Source organism: Sphingomonas sp. DBB INV C78 (genome assembly GCF_042693015.1).
Classification (GTDB): Bacteria; Pseudomonadota; Alphaproteobacteria; order Sphingomonadales; family Sphingomonadaceae; genus Sphingomonas_E.
Window position 1 is genome coordinate 4,431,709 of record NZ_CP170544.1, and the last position, 19,911, is coordinate 4,451,619.

The window sequence follows — 19,911 nt, forward strand, 5'->3', positions numbered from 1 at the left end:
ATGCGCCGCCGAGGCGGCGGTATGGCGACGCCGAAGCGACAGTGATGCGACACCAAGGCGACGATGGCGCCACGCCGACGCGACGCCGCGCCACGGTGGCGCGCCGCCTGCGCGTCCCCGATGCGTCATCAACGCACCGGTGACGCAACCAAGCGGCGAGGCTGCCGGGGGACTGCAAACGGGGGGACTGCTCCATTGCGCAGTATGGAACAGATAAAGTCCTACATTGAAAGGGTTGAGCCGAACCGAGTTCCGATGGCAAGGTGCGATCTAGTGGCGGCGATGGCGTCACGTGCCGGGCTTGAAAGAGCGCGATCCCAGCTTTCGCTGGGATGACGACCAAGGGCAACAGGTCCACTCGCCCCGCCATAGACGTCATGCCAGCGCAGGCTGGCATCCATGGCTCTCTCAACGAGTGCTGCGGCTTGCCGTGATAGCCACCCCAGCCTTCGCTGAAGTGGCATGGCGGGTTGTTTGGGGCGGCGAACACCGACTGTGCAGCTCAGAGCTGCGTGGCATTGTGTCCGTCGATTTCGTCGTTCCCTCTAGCAAGAGGGGGCGGATCACACCCGCATCGGCATCAGCACGTAGAGCGCGGGCGCCTTGTCATTCTCGCGGATCAGCGTCGGCGCGGCGGCGTCGGCCAAGTGGACTTCCACCGAATCGCCTTCGATCTGGCCGAGAATGTCCATGAGATAGCGCGCGTTGAAGCCGATATCGAAGCTGTCGGCGACATATTCGCCGGGCACTTCTTCGGCCGCGGTGCCGTTTTCCGGGCTGGTGACGGACAGCGTGATCTTGTCGCGATCGAGCGTCATCTTGACCGCGCGGGTCTTTTCGCTGGCGATCGTCGCGACGCGGTCGACGCCCTGCATGAAGCTCTTGGGATCGAGCTTGAGCAGCTTGTCATTTCCGGTCGGGATGACGCGCGAATAATCCGGGAAGGTGCCGTCGATCAGCTTGGACGTCAGGATCGCTGATCCCAGGCCGAAGCGGATCTTGGTGGCGGAGAGCGATACTTCGACGGTGCCGTCCAGCTCGTCGAGCAGCTTGCGCAACTCGCCCACGCATTTGCGCGGGATGATGACGTCGGGCATGCCGGCCGCGCCATCGGGGCGGGCAACGGTGACGCGGGCGAGGCGGTGGCCGTCGGTCGCGGCCGCCTTCAGCACCGGCTGGGCTTCATCCGAGACGTGGATGAAGATGCCGTTCAGATAGTAACGCGTCTCCTCCGTCGAGATGGCGAAGCGCGTCTTGTCGATGATCTGGCGGAGCGTGGCGGCGGGAAGCTCGAACTTCGTCGGCAGCTCGCCTTCGGCGATGACGGGGAAATCATCGCGCGGGAGCGTCGGCAGGTTGAAGTTGGAACGGCCGGCGACGACCTTCATCTTGCCATCGGCGGCGGTGAGTTCGACCTGCGTGCCTTCCGGCAGCTTGCGGGCGATTTCGAACAGGGTGTGCGCCGAAACGGTGGTTGCGCCGGGGATGTCGACCGCGGCCTCGATCGTCTCGACGATCTGGAGATCGAGGTCCGTCGCCATCAGGCGCAGGCCACCTTCGGCCGCGGCTTCGATGAGCACGTTCGACAGGATCGGAATGGTGTTGCGCCGTTCCACCACGGACTGGACGTGGCTCAGGCTCTTCAGCAGCGTCGCTCGCTCGATCGTCGCCTTCATACGTTCCCCGGATTCCCCGCAAGCATAAATGAAGAAGCGTTATAACGCGGCTTCCGCCGCCCGCCAGTGGGGGAGACACAAAAAAGGCCGGGGCGTTGCGCCCCGGCCTCCCTTGCTCGTTATGGCGGTCTGTTGGCGGCCCAACCGATCAGAATCGGAAGCCGAAGCCCGCGACGACCTGGTTGCGCGAGATGTCGCCCTCATAGTTCGAGTAGCGATATTCGCCCTTGAGGAACATGTTGTTGCCGAGGGCATATTCCAGGCCCGCGCCGAGACGGAAGCCGTCGCCATTCGCGCCGCCGAAGCCGTCCTGTTCGAAGCGGGCGTTGGTGTAGCCGGCCTTCGCGTAGAGCAGCGACTGGCCGATCACGGTGCCGACGCGAGCGCCGACATAGATGTCGCGATCCGAAACCAGGTCACCGATCTTGGTCGAGGAATCGGCGATTTCCGCCTCAAGGCCGAGGATCATGCCGCCGGCGGCAAAATCATAGCCGAGGCCGACGCCATAGGCGACGCCGTCGGGATCGCTGACGCCCGGAATGCCGACGACGTCATAGCCGACGATGGCTTCGACGCGCGGGCCAGTGAAGTTGGCATCATCCTGCGCAAAAGCGGGCGTAGCAAGGACGGTCGCGGCGAGCGCCGCGGCAACAAAACGCTTCATTGGTTACTCCTGATAACGGTCGCGGATATTCTGTTCTGTTTCCCCCGGAACGGGGACGACCCGGGGCCGCCTCTAGGCCTCAGGAATCCGCCAGGCCAGCGCAAAATTGTGATTGTTGCGCATATGCAACAGGTCAAATGCTTAAATTTATGTCGATTCATAGATCGATGTCACAGGGGGTGATGCAATCAGATCACGAATCGAAAAAGGGCGGCGATGGTTGCCCACCGCCGCCCTTCCAAGCGTTCAGATCGGGAAGATCAGAAGCGGAAGCCGAAGCCGCCGACAACCTGGTGACGCTCCAGGCCCTGCTCATAGTTGGAGTAGCGATACTCGGCCTTCAGATAGGTGTTCGGGCTGAGCGCATATTCCGCGCCGGCGCCGACGCGGATGCCGTCGAGATTGCTGCCGTCGCTGATGAACACGGTGCCGTCATCGGCCGAGACCTTGTAGCGGGCGTTGGTGTAGCCGGCCTTTGCGTAGAGCAAGGTCGAACCGCCCACGACGGCGCCGACGCGACCACCGACATAGATGTCACGACCGGTCTTTGCGCAAAGCCGCGGATCGGCGGTGGTGGCGGCACCGACGCAGGCCTTGACGTCGGAATCGGTCAGCTCGGCCTCAAGGCCATAGACCATGTTGCCGCTCTGAAGATCGTAGCCGGCGCCGATGCCGTACAGCACGCCGTCATCGTGCCCGCCATTGGCCTGCACGCGATCCCAGCCGATCACGCCCTCGACGCGGGGGCCGGCGAAATTCGCGGCATCCTGCGCCAGCGCCGGCGTCGCAGCGACGGCCGAAGCGAGGAGAAGGGCGGTTGCAACTTTACGCATAAAATAGCTCCATCAGGTACTTGCCCCGAACCGTGGGGCAGGCGGCCTTAAGCGCATGGGGCACCTGTCGGTTGCATGAACGATATGCAGGTGAATCCAGACTGTTGCGTCAAAGCCACAATCGGTGGATGGTCTGGGCCATGTGGGGGATGAAGCGCATTTGGCCGGCGGCGTTGCTGCCGGCGCTGCTGGTGGCGGGCGCGGCCGAGGCGCGCGAGCCGCTGGGCCTATTCGGCGGCTGGGCGGCGTTCAAGGATGCGAGGCCGCTGCGCTGCTATGCCATATCGGAGGCGGTCGACGCGCCGCTGAGCCGGCCGTGGCGGCCCTTCGCTTCGATATCGAACTGGCCGGGGAAGAAGGTGCGCGGCCAGCTCCATATCCGGCTGGGGCTGGTCAAGCAGAAGGGGACGCCGGTGGTGCTGTTCGTCGATGGCCGCCGCTTCGATCTCGTCGCCGGCGGGGCGGATGCCTGGGCACCCGATGCCAGCGCCGACGCGGCGATCGTCGCGGCCATGCGCGGGGGCGAAGCGATGCGCGTGGAAATGCGCGGGGAGGACGGCAAGCGCCACACCGACCAGTATGTTCTTCGCGGTGCCGCCACCGCGATCGACGCCGCCGCGATCGCCTGTTCAGGCATCGGCTGATGCCCTGACGGGGAATACTGGCAAAATCGGCCGACTTTCACTATGTGGCGGCGCATGAACGCCCACATGCAGATTCCCGGCGGCATCGATCCGGTGCCGGTTCCGCGCGCGCAGGTTCCGCGCGCCGACGGCCGCTTCGACCTGATCGGCCTGACTCGCGATCAGTTGCGCGCGCTCCTCGGGGATGCCGGGCTCGAGCCCAAGCAGGCGAAATTGCGCGCCAAGCAGCTCTGGCACTGGATCTATAATCGCGGCGCGACCGACTTCACGGTGATGACCGACATCGCCAAGGCCATGCACCCGTGGCTGGAAGAGCGTTTCGTGATCGGGCGGCCCGAGGTGGTGACGGCGCAGGTCTCGTCGGACGGCACGCGCAAATGGCTGCTCCGGTCGGACGACGGCCAGGATTATGAGATGGTGTTCATCCCCGATGCCGATCGGGGGACGCTCTGCGTGTCGAGCCAGGTGGGCTGCACGCTCAATTGCCGTTTCTGCCACACCGGCACGATGAAGCTCGTCCGCAACCTCACCGCCGGCGAGATCGTCGGGCAGGTGATGCTGGCGCGCGATGCGCTCGGCGAATGGCCGAGCCAGCCCGAAGGCCGCATGCTCACCAACATCGTGATGATGGGGATGGGCGAACCGCTCTATAATTTCGACAATGTCCGCGATGCGCTGACGCTCGTTATGGACGGCGACGGTCTCGCGCTCTCCAAGCGCCGCATCACGCTGTCCACCTCGGGCGTGGTGCCGATGATGGAGAAGGCCGGCAAGGAGATCGGCGTCAACCTCGCCGTCTCGCTCCACGCGGTGACCAAGGAGATCCGTGACGAGATCGTCCCGATCAACCGCAAATATGGCATCGAGGAATTGCTGTCGGCCTGTGCCGCCTATCCGGGCGCCAACAATGCGCGCCGCATCACCTTCGAATATGTGATGCTGAAGGACAAGAATGACAGCGACGAGGATGCGCGCGAGCTGGTCCGCCTGATCCGCCACTACAAGCTGCCGGCGAAGGTGAACCTGATCCCGTTCAACCCGTGGCCGGGCGTCCCTTATGAATGTTCGTCGGACGAGCGGATCGCGCGTTTCTCCGACATCATCTTCAAGGCCGGCATTTCCGCGCCCGTCCGCCAGCCGCGCGGCCGCGACATCATGGCCGCGTGCGGGCAGCTCAAATCGGCGTCGGAAAAGATCAGCCGCGCCGAACTCGATCGCCGCGCCGAGGAGAAGCAGGCCGCGCTCGGCTGATCCATCCGATCGCCTGATGGTTGGTTGACCCCTTTCGCTTCTGCGAAGGCGGGGCTATCATGCATAAAGCCTGCCAATTCGGTACGGCTAACGCTTTGCCAACCATTTCCATGCGATCGGATAGGGCATGAACGACAGCGCCACCCTCGAACGTCCGTCGGGCTTCCCCGATGCAGAGGGCGTTTCGCGCGGCCTTTCGATCGTTTCCATCGCCAAGGCGTATGACAAGCGTCAGGTGCTGACCGATGTGTCGCTGGACGTGGCACGCGGCGAGGTGGTTGGCCTGCTCGGCCCCAACGGCGCGGGCAAGACGACCTGTTTCTATTCGGTGATGGGGCTGGTGAAGCCGGACGCCGGCCGTATCCTGCTCGACGGGCAGGATATCACGCGCCTGCCGATGTATCGCCGCGCGATCCTCGGCCTCGGCTATCTGCCGCAGGAAACCTCGATCTTCCGCGGCCTCACCGTCGAACAGAATATCGCCGCGGTGCTCGAAATGGTCGAGCCCGATGTCGAGGTGCGCAAGCAGCGGCTGGAGACTTTGCTCGCCGATTTCCATATCGAACGGCTGCGCACGTCGCCGGCGATGGCGCTTTCGGGCGGCGAGCGGCGCCGTTGCGAGATCGCCCGCGCGCTGGCGGCCGATCCCTCGATCATGCTGCTCGACGAACCGTTCGCGGGCATCGATCCGCTTTCCATCGCCGACATCCGCGATCTGGTGAAGGATTTGAAGCGCCGCGACATCGGCGTGCTGATCACCGACCATAATGTCCGCGAGACGCTCGACATCGTCGATCGCGCCTGCATCATCTATGACGGCCGCGTGCTGTTTTCGGGCAGCCCCGAAGCGCTGGTCGCCGACGAGAATGTCCGCCGCCTCTATCTGGGCGAGGGCTTCGCCCTTTGAGATGATGGGCAGTCGGCGATCCTTTGCTGAGCCGGAGCGCGGCTGATGGGGCTGGGGCCACGCCTCGACCTGCGTCAGAGCCAGTCGCTCGTCATGACGCCGCAGCTCCAGCAGGCGATCAAGCTGCTGGCGCTCTCCAACCTCGAGATCGAAGCCTTCATCGCCGAGGAGCTGGAGAAGAACCCGCTGCTCGAAGCCGGCGCCGGCGACAGCGAACGGGCCGAGCCCGGCGGTGAGCCCGAGGGCGCCGCCGACTTCGCCGAGGATTTCGATGGTGGTGACGCATCCTTCGGCGACGGCGGCGACGAGCCCATAACCTCCGATCGCCTGATGGAAACCGGCGATGCCGGCGCCGATGCGCCGCTCGACGTCGATTATGATGCCGAGGTTTTCCAGCACGACAGCATCAGTGATTCGCCGCGCGGGCTGGACGGCGGGCTGGGCATGGACATGGCGACGCCCGGCAGCGGTTATTCGGAGGACGGCCCCGATTTCGGGGCGATGACCGAGGATATTTCGCTGCAGGATCATCTGCTGGCGCAGGCGGGCAGCGTGCTTTCGGGCAATGATCTGGTCATCGCCAGCATGGTCGTCGATCTGATCGACGAGGCGGGATATTTCACCGGATCGCCGCTGGAAATGGCGCAGCGGCTGGGCGTGCCCTTGTTCCAGATCGAACAGGTGCTGGCGGTCGTCCAGACCTTCGAGCCAACCGGCGTCGGCGCACGGACGCTTGCCGAATGCATCGCGCTGCAGGCGAAGGAAGCCGATCGCTACGATCCGGCGATGGCGCGGCTGATCGATAATCTCGACTTGCTGGCGCGCGGTGCGCTGCCGCAGCTTCGTCGCATCTGCGGCGTCGACGAGGAAGATATGGCGGACATGATCCGCGAGCTGCGCAACTATGATCCCAAGCCCGGCCTGAAGATCGGCGGCGCGCGCATCCAGCCGGTGACGCCGGACCTGTTCATCGCCCGCACCGGATCGGGCTGGGCGATCGAGCTCAACAGCGCGACGCTGCCGCGCGTGCTGGTCAACCGCAGTTACTATGTGGAGCTGGCAAGCGGCCCGCAGGACAAGAACAGCAAGGCTTGGCTGTCCGATTGCCTGGCCAGCGCCAACTGGCTGGTGAAGGCGCTTGACCAGCGCGCACGGACGATCATGAAGGTCGCGACCGAACTGGTGAAGCAGCAGGAAGCCTTCTTCACCAAGGGCGTCGAGCATCTCCGCCCGCTGACGCTGAAGGCGGTAGCGGACGAGATCGGCATGCACGAATCTACCGTCAGCCGCGTCACATCCAACAAATATGTGATGTGCGAACGCGGGCTGTTCGAGCTCAAATATTTCTTCACCAGCGCGATCCAGGCGTCGGACGGCGGCGATGCCGTGTCGGCGGAAGCGGTGCGGAGCCATATCGCCAAGCTGATCGCGGGCGAGGGCGACGATATCTTGTCCGACGACAAATTGGTTGAGTTGCTCAAGGTTCGCGGCTTCGACATCGCGCGCCGCACGGTCGCCAAATATCGCGAGGCAATGGGGCTGGGATCGTCGGTGCAGCGCCGTCGGCAACGGGCGCTGACCAAGCACGCGGCCTGAAATCCATATCTTTCCGGCGTTGTTAACAGCCCGGCAACCGCCTGTCGGTTAATAGGGATAAGGTTTGGACGCGTCCTGCGTCCGGGAATACGTCGGGGGCGACGAAGACGAATGGCGGCCACCATCGAAGCGCGGAATTTGTGGGATCGAATCGGCGAGCTGCTGTTCGCCAATTCGCTCGATCCCACCGTATCCAATTTCGATATCTGCCGGCGCTATGTGCTGGGGGCGGATGATGCGCTGGTGCGCAGCGTCGACCAGGCGATCGCGCGCCACGGCGGGTTGACGCGCACCGCCGTCGCCGGGCTGGTCGCGCTCCACAGCCGCGCGATCGCGACCGACGAGATCATCCGTTTCGCGCAGGAAGCGCGGCAGAAGGCCGAGGAAGCGGCAACCGCGATGGGCGACGCACAGGACGGCACCCGCCGCTTCGCCGATGCGCTGGAAGCGGGTGCCTCGACGCTTGCCACGGGGCAGGGGCCGGAACTGGTGATCGCCGATCTGCTCGCCGAAACCCGGTTGATGACCGAGCGCGCCTGGGCGGCCGAGGACAAGATCCGCAAGGCATCGGAGGAAATCCAGGGGCTGCGCGCGAAGCTTGCCGAAGCATCGCTCACCGCCAACAGCGATCCGCTGACCGGCCTGCCTAATCGCCGCGCGCTCGAAGCCCGGCTGCGCAACGCCTTCGACGCCGCCAAGGATGAGCGCGTCACATTCTCGCTCGCCATCTGCGACATCGACAATTTCAAGCGCATCAACGACACCCATGGCCACCCGATCGGCGATCAGGTGATCAAGCTGATCGCCTCCTCGTTGTCGCGGGTCGGATCGGATAGCCTGTTCGTCGCGCGTTATGGCGGTGAGGAATTCGTCGTGGTGTTCGACGGCAACGAGCCAGACGAGGCGATGAGCCGGCTGGACACGATCCGCGCCGATGTCGCCGCCCGGCAGGTGACCTTGCGCCAGACCGGCGAGACGCTCGGCCGCGTCACCTTCTCCTCCGGCATTTCCGGGATGCGGGGGCGGCGGGATGTCTCCGCCATGCTCAAGGCGGCGGACGAGGCGCTGTATCGCGCCAAGAATGAGGGCCGCAACCGGATCTGCCTGGCGGATTGAGCCTGATTGTTTGAGGTGGAAGCGCTGCGCGCTTCTGGCGGGATTCCCGTTCGCGCGATAAGAGGATAGGAGGCGGCATGGCCGTCGTCCGCCTCGCGCTCACCGACTTTCGATCCTATGCCTCGACACTCGTGACGTGCGGGCCGGGTCTGATCGTGCTGACCGGCGAGAATGGCGCCGGCAAGACCAATATCCTGGAAGCCGTGTCGCTGCTCACCCCCGGCCGGGGGCTGCGGGGCGCTGCACTGTCGGAAATGGCGCGCAGCGACGGGCCGGGCGGTTTCGCGGTGGCGGCGCGCTTGGCCGGCGACGTCGAGATCGGCACGGGCGCGCTGGCGACGGCGCCCGAGCGGCGGCAGGTGCGGATCAACGGCGCCGCTGCCTCGGCCAATGCGCTGTCCGAATGGCTCGCCGTCCTCTGGCTGACGCCCGCGATGGACCGGTTGTTCGTCGATAGCGCGAGCGGGCGGCGGCGCTTCCTCGATCGGCTGGTGCTGGCGCTGGAACCCGCCCATGCCGTCCATGCCGCGCGCTATGAGGCCGCGATGCGCGCGCGCAACCGCCTGCTCGCCGACGTGCGCGAAAGCGGGCGGCAGGCCGATCCGGCCTGGCTGGCTTCGCTGGAGGTGGCGATGGCGGAACATGGCACCGCGCTCGGGCTGGCGCGCGAGCGGACGGTGGCGGCGCTGGGGCAGCGGCTGACCGAACAGGCCGAAGGGCCTTTCGCGCGCGCCGGCCTCGCGCTCGATGGCTGGGCGGTGGCGGACGAGGATGCCTTCCGCGCCGAACTGGCCACAGGGCGAGGCCGCGACGGTGCGGCGGGCCGCACGCTGGCAGGGCCGCATCGCACCGATCTCGCCGTCACCCATCTCGGCAAGGGGCAGCCCGCCGCCCGCGCATCGACCGGCGAGCAGAAGGCGCTGCTGCTCGGCATCGTCCTGGCCCATGCCGATCTGGTCGCCGCCGATGTCGGCCGGCGGCCGATCCTGCTGCTCGATGAGGTCGCCGCGCATCTCGATCCGCTGCGCCGTGCGGCCTTGTTCGATCGGCTGGCGGCCGGCGGCGGGCAGGTGTGGATGACGGGCACCGAACCCGCCTTGTTCGAACAGGCCGACGCACAGCGCTTCGTCGTGGTGCAGGGTATGGTGATGGATGGCTAAGTGCAGCTTGCTCCGGAGCAAGCCGCGGCGTTAAACCAGACATGTCATTAGAGGGGAATGACCATGACCAGGCTTCACAATTGCTGCATCATCCTGTCCTCGCTGCCGCTGGCACTGCCCGCCGTCGCGGCGACCGGCGCGGAAAGCGATGGAGCCGCGCTTTATCCCGCGGTGGTGATCGAAAAGGCGACTTTGGCCTATAGCGGCGACGGCCGCGGTGGGATCGCGCGCTGCCGGGCGATCGTCAGCGCCGGTTCGGTACGGCGCGACCGCGAGGCCTGCGATACGCTGCGCAGCCGCGGCACCCCGAAGGAGGTCATCCCGGCCATGCCGATCGGCGAGGGCGCGGTGGTGCAGCCCGCCGATTATCCCGAACTTTCGGTCAAGCGTGGGGAATCGGGCACCACCGAGACGATCGTCGAGATCGACGAGGCCGGCAAGGTCAGCGGTTGCTGGGTGAGCTATTCCAGCGGATCGCCGCGGCTCGACCAGCAGAGCTGCAACCTGATGCTCACCCGCAGCCGCTATTCGCCGGCCACCTACAAGGGCAAGCCGGTCCGCGCGGTGGGCGTGCGCGACGTCGTGTGGGCCAAGCCGGTGGCGCGCTGATCTTGCGCGGGAGTCTCGCGCTTCGCGCGACGCTGATCGGGTTGGCGGCGGGCAGTGCGGCGTCTGCAAACGCTGCGGCTGGAGACGCTTATCCGGCGGCCCGCATAGATGGCGTGACGCTGATCTATGAGTCCAACGACGCAGCCGGCGTTGAAAACTGCCGCCCCATCATCAGTAGCGGCTCGGAGGAGCGCGATAAGGCAGCCTGCCGCACGCTGATTGAACGCGGGATACCCAAAGATGTCGCACCCGCGCGGTCGATTGGGGATCAAGCTCGGTGGGTGACGACCTTCGACTATCCCAAAGAACTTTTCGCGGCGAGGGCCTCGGGTTTCACCGAAGTGTTGCTGGAGATTGGCGAGAAAGGGCGTGTCACCGGGTGCCGAGTAATTGGGACCAGCGGTCACGATCGCCTCGACATGGCAGCCTGCAATGCCCTTTCTGCTCGGGCCCGCTTTTCCCCGGCAACCTTCCGAGGGGCGCCCGTGCCGGCAATCGACTTTCGTCGCGTCCGCTGGACTGCACCCTTCAGGCCGCCGCCCTCCTGATCACCCATTTCGCTTGGGTTTGGCGCATCGATTCCCTATATGCTCGGCATGGCTAGCGAACCCGAGAACACCCCTTCCCAGAATGATTATGGCGCCGATTCGATCAAGGTCCTGAAGGGCCTTGATGCGGTGCGCAAACGCCCCGGCATGTATATCGGTGATACCGATGACGGATCGGGCCTGCACCACATGGTGTTCGAGGTGTCGGACAACGCCATCGACGAGGCGCTGGCTGGTCATTGCGACCGCATCCTGATCACGCTCAACCCCGATGGATCGGTTTCCGTCGAGGATAATGGCCGCGGCATCCCGACCGGCATCCATGCCGAGGAAGGCGTGTCGGCGGCCGAGGTCATCATGACCCAGCTTCATGCCGGCGGTAAGTTCGACAACACATCGGATTCGAACGCCTACAAGGTGTCCGGTGGCCTCCACGGCGTCGGCGTGTCGGTGGTGAACGCGCTTTCCGATTTCCTCGATCTCACGATCTGGCGCGACGGTGAGGAGCATTATATGCGCTTCGCCCGCGGCGATGCGGTCGCGCCCCTGAAGGTTGTCGGCCCGGCCGGCGACAAGAAGGGCACGCGCGTCACCTTCCTGCCATCGACCGACACGTTCAAGAACGTCACCGAGTTCGATTTCGAAAAGCTCGAGCATCGCTATCGCGAGCTCGCTTTCCTCAATTCGGGCGTGCGGCTGTTCCTGATCGACGGGCGCCATGCCGAGAAGAAGGAAGTCGAACTGTTCTACGAAGGGGGCATCGCCGCCTTCGTGAAATATCTCGACCGCGCCAAGACGCCGCTGATGCCCGATCCGATCGCGATCCACGGCCAGCGCGACGATGTCGGCATCGACGTCGCGCTTGAGTGGAACGACAGCTATTATGAGCAGGTTCTCTGCTTCACCAACAACATCCCCCAGCGCGATGGCGGCACACACCTGGCCGCATTCCGCGCGGCGTTGACGCGCACGCTCAACAATTATGCCGACAAGTCGGGCATGCTGAAGAAAGAGAAGGTCACGCTCACCGGCGACGACATGCGCGAGGGCTTGACCGCGATCGTCTCGGTCAAGCTGCCCGACCCGAAATTCTCGTCGCAGACCAAGGACAAGCTGGTTTCGTCCGAGGTGCGCCAGCCGCTCGAAGCGCTGATGGCGGACAAGCTCGCCGAATATCTCGACGAGAATCCGGCGCAGTCGCGCGCGATCATTCAGAAGGTGATCGATGCCGCCGCCGCGCGCGAGGCCGCGCGCAAGGCGCGCGAACTCACCCGGCGCAAGGGGGTGATGGACATCGCCTCGCTGCCCGGCAAACTCGCCGATTGTCAGGAGCGCGATCCCGCCAAGTCCGAACTGTTCCTGGTCGAGGGTGACTCGGCCGGCGGATCGGCCAAGCAGGGCCGCGACCGCCATTATCAGGCGATCCTTCCGCTCAAGGGCAAGATCCTCAACGTCGAGCGCGCGCGTTTCGACCGGATGCTGTCGTCGAAGGAAATCGGCACGCTCATCCAGGCGATGGGCACCGGCATCGGCCGCGACGATTTCAACATCGAGAAGCTGCGCTACCACAAGATCGTCATCATGACGGACGCCGACGTCGACGGCGCGCATATCCGCACGCTGCTGCTGACCTTCTTCTACCGGCAGATGCCGGAGATCATCGAGAAGGGGCACCTCTACATCGCCCAGCCGCCGCTCTATAAAGTCGCGAAGGGCCGGTCGGAGGTCTATCTCAAGGACAATGCCGCGCTCGACGAATATCTCGTCGATGCCGGCCTCGGATCGATGATCCTGGAAACCGCCGATGGTGCGCGGTCTGGTGAGGATCTGCGCGGGCTGATCGATCATGCCCGGCGGATGCGGACTTTGATGGGCTATGTGCCGCGCCGTTACGACCCCGCGATCGTCGAGGCGCTGGCGCTGACCGGCGCGCTCGATCCTGCGGGTTCGGCGCAGTCGCATGAGGAAGCGGCGGCGCGCGTCGCCGGCTGGCTCGGCCGCGGTGATCCCGAGGCGAGTTGGTCGGGCAAGGCGACCGAGGAGGGTGGCTATCACCTCATCCGCCTGTGGCGCGGGGTGAGCGACCATTATCTGATCGACGGCGCTTTCGTGGCCTCGCAGGAAGCCCGCAAGCTCCACGCGCTCGCCGGCGAGGAGGCAGCAAGCTATGCGACCACCTCGCGGATCGTCTCGGCCAAGTCGGCGGAAAAGGCAGCTGACGCGGAGGAGGTCGACGAACCCGTCGTCGATACGCGCGGCAAGCCGGTCAACCGGCCGTCCGAACTGCTCGATGCGATCTTCGCCGCCGGCCGCAAGGGCCTGTCGATCAGCCGCTACAAGGGATTGGGCGAGATGAACGCGGAACAGCTGTGGGAAACCACGCTCGATCCCGCCAACCGCTCGATGCTGCAGGTGGAGATCGCCCAGGCCGACGTCGCCGACGAGATCTTCACCCGCCTGATGGGTGACGTGGTCGAGCCGCGACGCGAATTCATCCAGGAAAACGCGCTGTCGGTCGCCAATCTCGACGTTTGACCTGATCCGCATCGCTAGCGCCTGTGCCGCGCATCCCCGGTGGGCATGCGTGGGATCGGGGCGACAATCTGCCGCCAAACCGCCGCCCCCGAAGGATTAAACCCCGGCCTATCGGGGTTTATCCCGATGTTCAGGCGCGGGGCGACTGTCGATCATGCCGGCCTTGTCCAGTAGCCAAGCGGACGAAGCCCATGACGATGCGACTGACCGGCCGGCGGGTTTCCGCCATTTTAGGAGCAGCAGGCGGGTTGATCGCGATCGGCTGGGCGGGATCGGCTCAGGCGACCGAAGGCGGCGCCAGCCTCTATCTGCTCGGATCGGGCGGCCCCGAAGCGGCGGTGATGCCGCCGCTGCCGGGCGTTTATCTGGACAATGAAATCTACGTCTATGACGGCGCCGCCAAGGGCGGCAAGCAGTTCGTGATCGGCGGCAATGTCGTTGCCGGGCTCGACGCGACGATCGTCGCGGATTTCCCGACCATGCTGTGGGTGCCCACCACCAATTTCGCCGGCGGCACGTTGGCGATCGGCGGGGCGGTGCCGTTCGGCTCGCCGATCATCGACGTCAATGCCGTGCTCACCGGTCCGCTCGGCGGGCAGATTTCGGTCAACCGTCATGATTCCGCGACGGTGGTGGGCGATCCGATCGGAACCGTTGCGCTCGGCTGGAAGACCGGCAAGGTCCATATCCAGGCGAGCACGATCGTGAATTTCCCGATCGGCAATTATCGCGAGGACCAGCTCGCCAACCTCGCTTTTCATCGCTGGGTGGTCGATGGCTCGCTGGCGCTGAGCTGGAACGATCCCGAGGCGGGGTGGGATGTGTCAGGCAAGGCCGGCGTCACCTTCAACGGCAAGAATGATCATACCGACTATGATTCGGGCAACGAATTCCACCTTGAGGGCGCGGTCGAAAAGAGCTTCTCGAAGAGCTTCTCCGCCGGCGTGCAGGGCTATTATCTGAAGCAGCTTTCGGGCGACAGCGGTGCGGGTGCGCGGCTGGGATCGTTCAAGGGCGAAGTGTTCGGTGTCGGCGCAACCATGGCCGCGCACGGCATGCTCGGCCGCTCACCTGCGACGGTGCGCTTCCGCTTCCTGCAGGAATTCGACGCGACCAATCGCCTGAAGGGCGCATCGGTCTGGATGGGTCTCTCGCTGCCGCTCCATATGGTGATGCCGGCCGTCCCTCCGCCTGCGCAATGACGCCGCGGCCCCGTAGCGCGTCGTAAAATCTGCGGAAAAGCGAGGCATATCGACCGACATGCTTGCGCGGGGGATGCGCTTGCGCGACAAGTCCCCCATCCGGCCTCGGCCGGATGCGTGGGAGGATCAGGCGGCTGATCGGGGTTGAGGCCCCGGCCGGCCGATCGGGGCGGGCATGATTACACAAGCATGGTGGTATGCAGCGATCGTCTGCAACATCACCGCCTACCTATTCTACTGGCTGGGCATTCGCCGCCAGATGGTGCGTCCCAATCGCGCGTCCTGGCTGATCTGGAGCGCCGCGACCGCGATCGAGGCGATGACCTATCAGGCGGTCAACCACGGCGCCGCCCAGAACATCATCTTCGCCATTTCGGCGATGGCCTGCATCCTCGTGACCCTGGCCGTCTGGCGCCAATCCGAATGGCAGCCGCCGACGCGCACCGAAAGCCTGTGCATGGGCCTCAGCCTTGCCGCGTTGGTGATCTGGGGCGTGTTCCAGTCGGCCTATTGGGCGCATATGCTGGTGGTCGCGGCGATCCCTCTCAGCTTCATCCCCACCTGGCAGAGCGCGATCGCCGATCGCGAGCATGAACGCTCGCCCGCCTGGGGCCTGTGGACGATCGGCGATCTCGCGACCCTGCTGGTGATCATTGCCGGCTTGAGCGACGAGCGGGCCGAGATTCCCTACATCTTCGTCGAACTGGTCTGCCATGCCAGCATGTGGTTCATCATCGGCCTCGCGACGATCAACCCCTGGCGCTCCTTCGGCTTTTCGCGCGGCGATTTCTACATCCGCGAAGTCGACCGCGCCGAACCGAGGATCTTCGCGATCGGCGAAAATCATCTCGGCAAGGCGGTCTTCTCGGCCGTGCCCTTCGCAGCCGGCGACCGGATCATCGAGTTCCAGGGGCCGCGGCTTCACAAGTCGCAGCTACCCAAGCGGATCAGCGGCCAGGCCGATCGCTACGTCCAGATCGATGCCGATCATTATATGGGTCCGTCCGGCGGGGTCGACGACCTGATCAACCATAGCTGCGATCCCAATGCCGGCCTGCGCTTCGACGGGCAGGGCGTCTATCTTCACGCGATCCGCGACATCCAGCCGGGCGACGAGATCAGCTGGGACTATTCGACGACGCTCTATGAGAGCCGCTGGCGGATGGATTGTGAGTGCCGCACCCATGTCTGCCGCGGCACGATCGGCGATTTTGCCGAGCTGGCGGACGAACTGCGCGAACGCTATCGCGGCCTCGGCCTCGTCCCACCCTATCTGCAATAGGCGCAAGACCTTTTCCCGTTCGTGTCGAGCGCAGTCGAGACACGTTGCGGAGCACTTGTGACACCTCCCTCGACGCAGCCTGTCCTCGGGTTCGGCATAGCCCAAGCCCAGGGGCTCGGGGCGGCAGGGGTACTTGTGTCAGGCCGCGATTGCCCTTGCTCTGTCGTCCTCGGGCGTGTCCGCCGCGCGCAGCGTGATCGTCGCGGTTGCGCCCTGATCGACGCCGGGACTGACCAAAGTCAGCGTGCCATGCATCGCGTTGATCGAATTGGCGCACCAGTGGAGGCCCAGCCCGCCCGATTTCTGGCGGCGGCTGGAAAAGCCGCGCTGGAAGATCTGCTGGCCGCGATCGGAATCGAAGCCCTCGCCATTGTCGGTGACGCGGATCTCGACGACGTCGCCGGTGGGGTGTGCGAAACGGTCGATGGCGACGGTGATGCGGCCGCTGTCGCGCCCGCTGCTGTCGATCGATTCCACCGCATTGGAGAAGATGTTGCCGATCACCTGGCTCAGCAGGATACGGTTGGCGGCTGCAAGCTCCGTCACGTCCGGGCAGGTGAATTCGATCGCACTGTTGGCGGCATAGCGGGCGAGCGCGGCATTCTGCTGGATGACCGAGAGGATGTCGCACGGCTCGGTATCGATCCGCTCATGCGCGATCGTCTGCTGATGGCCGATAATCTCGAGCACATTGTTGAGGCAGTCGCGCGCGCTGATCAGGTCGGCGCGGCGCTTTTCATGCTGGCCACGATGCATGTCGAGCGCGGCGACCAGGAAGGCGACGAGCTTCTGCCGGCGAACCGGCGGCGTCTCGTCACGCGCCAATTCTGCCAGCGCGCGGGCGACATCGTCGGCCGAAAGCACCGCCTCCGCGCTCAGCCCCTGCGACACGATCACGCTGATCGGATTGAGGCCGTTGCGGACATTGTGCATCACCCCGATCGCGCTCTCACTCTGGCCGAGTTTGAAGGACTGGATCTCGACCTGTTCGCGCAGATCCTTGAGCTGGGCGAGCATCGCGTTGAAGCTGCGGACCAGCGATCCGACCTCGTCGCCGCGCTCCTGATCGACGAAGGGGCGAAGCTGGCCTGAACCCGAAACCTCCTGCATGTGGCGTTCGACCTGGGCGAGCGGCGTGATGACGAGGCGCGCAATCACGCGCCGCAGCACCAGCAGCACGACGACGAGCAGCACCGCGGTGCCGATTACCGTCAGCACCAGGATGCGCTGGCCGAGCAGGGTGAAGTCGCGCGGCACGACAAAGGTCGCATTGGCAATATGGATGCGGTTGAGGCCATCGATATCGACCGCGATGTCGAGCGTGCGGGGGCGTTCGCGTACCGCCGTCGGCTGATGCGCACGGCCGATGCCGAAGCGGGCGTTGAGCTGGATCAGATGGCTCAACTGCTCCGACGTGATCTGGCGCGCCATCACGACATAGCCGGGGCTGGTGCCGGTGCCGTCGCTCATCAGCACCTTGGCGATGCCGACCGCGACGATGCGATCGCCCAGCCGGGAATAGAAATGCGCGGATTCGCCGGCGGCGGCGAGCTTGCGGACCGATTGCGAGGTGATCAGCGCCTCGAACTTTCCGGTCCGGCCCTGATCGTCGGCCTGCGTTTCGAGGTCGACATAGCGCGAGTAGGTGATGCGCCCGGCATTATCGACATAGGCCATGCCGTTGATGTCGAGATTGGTGAAGGCGAGCACCGAGAAGACCGTCTCCTCGAACCGCGCGCCGCCCTCGTTCATATATTTATAGCTGTCGTCCCAGACGCCATAATCCTTGACGGCGATCTCGACCTTGGAGGCATATTCCTCCAGTGCGGCGCGCGTGCGATCGATATGGCCTTCGACCGCCCTGTTTTCGAGCTTGTCGAAACTGGGCGTGATCACGGTGGTCAGCAGTGCGAGGATGCCGGCAAAGCCGATGATGCCGGCGACGGTCAGGATCACCGCCAGCTTGACGCCCAGCGAGGCCTTGCGGACGAACGCCGGCAAAGCGAGGCGCCGCTGGGTCACGGCCGGATCAGCCCTAGGGTGGGTTGCAGCGTCGTATCGTCGAGGACGGCATGGGCCGCCAGTTCGGCAGTCGTATCGGCGTCGGCCGGGCGGCCGAAATAATAGCCTTGCAGGTGCGAGCAGCCGGCAAGCCGCAACGCCTGGTTCTGGGTTTCGCTCTCCACGCCTTCGGCGACGACGCCGAGCCCGAGCGAACGGGCAAGGTGGGTCACCGAATTGACGATCGCGGCCGATTCCACCTCACGGCCGAGACCGTCGATGAAGGACTTGTCGATCTTTAGGCAATCGAGCGCGAAGTTGCGGATGTTGAACAGGCTGGAATAGCCGGTGCCGAAATCGTCGAGCGCGATGCGGAAGCCGAGGCTGCGCAGATGCTGCAGCGTTTCGGCGGCGCGGAGATCATCGTCGAAGATCGCGGTTTCGGTGATCTCGATCTGCACCCGCTGCGGGGGGACGCCCGACCCGGCCACCCTGGCAGCGAGCCCATCGACGAAATCCTGCCGGCGGAACTGGCGGGGCGAAAAATTGATCGAGACATATTGGTGCGGCCAGCGCTTGCACTCGGTCAGCGCTTCGTTGGTCACCCAGTCGCCCAGTTCGTGGATGAGGTTGCTCTCCTCCGCGATCGGGATGAACACCGATGGCGAGATGGTGCCATGCTCGGCGCTGGTCCAGCGCAGCAGCGCCTCGAACCCGACGACGTCCAGCTTCTCGCGCGCGACGATCGGCTGGTAGACGACCTGCAATTCGCGCCGCGCGATCGCCTGCCGCAACCCGGCCTCGATCCGCTGGCGGAAGCGGACGCTCTCATCCATGCTTTCGTCGAACAGGCGCACCTGGCTGCGGCCGGCGCGCTTCGCCTCATAGAGCGCGAGATCGGCCAGCCGCATATGATCGACCTTCTCGGCATCGGGGCCGGGGTCGGCGAAGACCAGCCCCATCGAGGCGCTGACCTGGACGGCATGGCCGAGGATCATGCAGGTGGTGGAGCAGACCGCGACGATCCGTTCGCAGCGCGCCACGGCTTCGGCCTTGTCGCGCACCCTGAACAATATGCCGAACTCGTCGCCGCCCAGCCGTGCGACCACGCCTTCGCCCACTTCGGATGCCAGCCGCTTGCACACTTCGCGGATCAGCTCGTCGCCGGCGGCGTGGCCCAGCGTGTCGTTGACGTTCTTGAAGCGATCGAGATCGAGCATGCCGACCGCGAAGGGGGACTGCGGCGCGCCTTGCATCCGCTCGGAAAGCTCGCGCAGGAAGGCCAGGCGGTTGGGTGCGCCGGTAAGCGAATCATGGCTCGCCATATGGACCGCGCGGGCCTCGTTGGCGGCGAGCGCCAGCGTCTTTTCCTCGAGCTTGACCACCTTGTCGGCCAGTTCGGCGCGCGTCTGGGCCAGCTCGGCGTCGACCTGCCAGCGGCGGCAGAGCGCGCGCGCCGTCTGGTGCACCTCGTTCACTTCGAACGGCTTGGTGATGTAGAAGATCTTGTCGATCGGCCCCGCCGCGCGGGAGATCTCGATCGGGCTGTAATCCGAATAGCCGGTGACGATCACCAGGTTGATATCGGGATCGAGCGCGCGGATGCGCCGAGCGGTTTCCTTGCCGTCGATGCCGGGCGGCATGCGGATGTCGATGAAGGCGACGCGATAACGGTCCCCCTCGCGGATCGCCTGCTGCACCATCGCCACGGCGTCGAGGCCCTGATTGGCATGGCCCAGGCGGAAGGCTTCCTCATCATCGGAGGGGGCGGGGGCGGCGCGATCGGAAAATAGTTCGGATGCCATCGCGGCCAGCGCGTTGCGGCCAGGTGTAGCCTGCTGAGCGCCAAGAGTGCGCTTGTAGGCGTCATGCATCGCCGGTTCGTCG

The 19,911-nt window shown here is 65.2% G+C and carries 16 protein-coding genes; 11 read left to right on the forward strand and 5 right to left on the reverse strand.

Annotation, left to right across the window (positions count from 1 at the left end):
• Positions 1-563: 563 nt before the first annotated feature.
• The 3 genes from dnaN to ACFB49_RS21070 form a co-directional block, all read right to left on the reverse strand.
• A complete protein-coding gene (gene dnaN, locus ACFB49_RS21060) occupies positions 564-1,676 on the reverse strand; it encodes a DNA polymerase III subunit beta (protein ID WP_380873506.1) in 1,113 nt (370 codons plus the stop codon).
• Between the two features lie 148 nt (positions 1,677-1,824).
• Positions 1,825-2,340 (reverse strand): outer membrane protein, encoded by a 516-nt coding sequence (locus ACFB49_RS21065; protein ID WP_380873507.1) that lies wholly within the window; start codon positions 2,338-2,340, stop codon positions 1,825-1,827.
• A gap of 260 nt (positions 2,341-2,600) precedes the next feature.
• A complete protein-coding gene (locus ACFB49_RS21070) occupies positions 2,601-3,173 on the reverse strand; it encodes an outer membrane protein (protein WP_380873509.1) in 573 nt (190 codons plus the stop codon).
• A 149-nt stretch (positions 3,174-3,322) separates the two neighbouring features.
• Here ACFB49_RS21070 and ACFB49_RS21075 point away from each other — a divergent pair, with 149 nt between their 5' ends.
• The 11 genes from ACFB49_RS21075 (at position 3,323) to ACFB49_RS21125 (ending at position 16,023) form a co-directional block, all read left to right on the forward strand.
• A complete protein-coding gene (locus tag ACFB49_RS21075; RefSeq protein ID WP_380873511.1) occupies positions 3,323-3,817 on the forward strand; it encodes a hypothetical protein in 495 nt (164 codons plus the stop codon).
• A gap of 66 nt (positions 3,818-3,883) precedes the next feature.
• Positions 3,884-5,068, forward strand: a complete 1,185-nt coding sequence (gene rlmN / locus ACFB49_RS21080; RefSeq protein WP_380880066.1) for a 23S rRNA (adenine(2503)-C(2))-methyltransferase RlmN — start codon at positions 3,884-3,886, stop codon at positions 5,066-5,068.
• A 127-nt stretch (positions 5,069-5,195) separates the two neighbouring features.
• Positions 5,196-5,975 carry an LPS export ABC transporter ATP-binding protein gene (gene lptB / locus ACFB49_RS21085; protein WP_380873513.1) on the forward strand — a complete coding sequence of 260 codons (780 nt, stop codon included), beginning with the start codon at positions 5,196-5,198 and terminating at the stop codon, positions 5,973-5,975.
• A 45-nt stretch (positions 5,976-6,020) separates the two neighbouring features.
• Positions 6,021-7,571, forward strand: coding sequence for an RNA polymerase factor sigma-54 (rpoN, locus tag ACFB49_RS21090; protein WP_380873515.1), 1,551 nt, complete (start codon positions 6,021-6,023; stop codon positions 7,569-7,571).
• Positions 7,572-7,682: 111 nt separating this feature from the next.
• Entirely contained in the window at positions 7,683-8,687 is a 1,005-nt protein-coding gene (locus ACFB49_RS21095; protein WP_380873517.1) for a diguanylate cyclase, read from the forward strand.
• A gap of 77 nt (positions 8,688-8,764) precedes the next feature.
• The gene (gene recF, locus ACFB49_RS21100) at positions 8,765-9,847 is read left to right on the forward strand and encodes a DNA replication/repair protein RecF (protein ID WP_380873519.1); all 1,083 of its coding nucleotides are present in this window, start codon (positions 8,765-8,767) and stop codon (positions 9,845-9,847) included.
• 63 nt (positions 9,848-9,910) lie between these two features.
• Positions 9,911-10,456 (forward strand): energy transducer TonB, encoded by a 546-nt coding sequence (locus ACFB49_RS21105; protein ID WP_380873521.1) that lies wholly within the window; start codon positions 9,911-9,913, stop codon positions 10,454-10,456.
• Between the two features lie 113 nt (positions 10,457-10,569).
• On the forward strand, positions 10,570-11,004 hold the full coding sequence (locus ACFB49_RS21110; protein WP_380873523.1) for an energy transducer TonB: 435 nt from the start codon (positions 10,570-10,572) through the stop codon (positions 11,002-11,004).
• Between the two features lie 39 nt (positions 11,005-11,043).
• A complete protein-coding gene (gene gyrB / locus ACFB49_RS21115) occupies positions 11,044-13,539 on the forward strand; it encodes a DNA topoisomerase (ATP-hydrolyzing) subunit B (protein WP_380873525.1) in 2,496 nt (831 codons plus the stop codon).
• 191 nt (positions 13,540-13,730) lie between these two features.
• On the forward strand, positions 13,731-14,741 hold the full coding sequence (locus tag ACFB49_RS21120) for a transporter (RefSeq protein ID WP_380873527.1): 1,011 nt from the start codon (positions 13,731-13,733) through the stop codon (positions 14,739-14,741).
• 175 nt (positions 14,742-14,916) lie between these two features.
• Positions 14,917-16,023 (forward strand): SET domain-containing protein, encoded by a 1,107-nt coding sequence (locus ACFB49_RS21125; RefSeq protein ID WP_380873528.1) that lies wholly within the window; start codon positions 14,917-14,919, stop codon positions 16,021-16,023.
• Between the two features lie 138 nt (positions 16,024-16,161).
• Here ACFB49_RS21125 and ACFB49_RS21130 read toward each other — a convergent pair whose 3' ends face one another.
• The gene (locus tag ACFB49_RS21130) at positions 16,162-18,045 is read right to left on the reverse strand and encodes a CHASE4 domain-containing protein (protein WP_380873529.1); all 1,884 of its coding nucleotides are present in this window, start codon (positions 18,043-18,045) and stop codon (positions 16,162-16,164) included.
• A complete protein-coding gene (locus tag ACFB49_RS21135; RefSeq protein WP_380880068.1) occupies positions 18,042-19,898 on the reverse strand; it encodes a putative bifunctional diguanylate cyclase/phosphodiesterase in 1,857 nt (618 codons plus the stop codon). Before ACFB49_RS21135 ends, ACFB49_RS21130 begins: the two co-directional genes overlap by 4 nt.
• Positions 19,899-19,911: the final 13 nt, after the last annotated feature.

Coding starts and splice junctions, on each gene's coding strand:
- dnaN (WP_380873506.1), bottom strand. CDS start 1,676: ATGAAGGCGACGATCGAGCGAGCGACGCTGCTGAAGAGCCTGAGCCAC.
- ACFB49_RS21065 (WP_380873507.1), bottom strand. CDS start 2,340: ATGAAGCGTTTTGTTGCCGCGGCGCTCGCCGCGACCGTCCTTGCTACG.
- ACFB49_RS21070 (WP_380873509.1), bottom strand. CDS start 3,173: ATGCGTAAAGTTGCAACCGCCCTTCTCCTCGCTTCGGCCGTCGCTGCG.
- ACFB49_RS21075 (WP_380873511.1), top strand. CDS start 3,323: ATGAAGCGCATTTGGCCGGCGGCGTTGCTGCCGGCGCTGCTGGTGGCG.
- rlmN (WP_380880066.1), top strand. CDS start 3,884: ATGCAGATTCCCGGCGGCATCGATCCGGTGCCGGTTCCGCGCGCGCAG.
- lptB (WP_380873513.1), top strand. CDS start 5,196: ATGAACGACAGCGCCACCCTCGAACGTCCGTCGGGCTTCCCCGATGCA.
- rpoN (WP_380873515.1), top strand. CDS start 6,021: ATGGGGCTGGGGCCACGCCTCGACCTGCGTCAGAGCCAGTCGCTCGTC.
- ACFB49_RS21095 (WP_380873517.1), top strand. CDS start 7,683: ATGGCGGCCACCATCGAAGCGCGGAATTTGTGGGATCGAATCGGCGAG.
- recF (WP_380873519.1), top strand. CDS start 8,765: ATGGCCGTCGTCCGCCTCGCGCTCACCGACTTTCGATCCTATGCCTCG.
- ACFB49_RS21105 (WP_380873521.1), top strand. CDS start 9,911: ATGACCAGGCTTCACAATTGCTGCATCATCCTGTCCTCGCTGCCGCTG.
- gyrB (WP_380873525.1), top strand. CDS start 11,044: ATGCTCGGCATGGCTAGCGAACCCGAGAACACCCCTTCCCAGAATGAT.
- ACFB49_RS21120 (WP_380873527.1), top strand. CDS start 13,731: ATGACGATGCGACTGACCGGCCGGCGGGTTTCCGCCATTTTAGGAGCA.
- ACFB49_RS21125 (WP_380873528.1), top strand. CDS start 14,917: ATGATTACACAAGCATGGTGGTATGCAGCGATCGTCTGCAACATCACC.
- ACFB49_RS21135 (WP_380880068.1), bottom strand. CDS start 19,898: ATGCATGACGCCTACAAGCGCACTCTTGGCGCTCAGCAGGCTACACCT.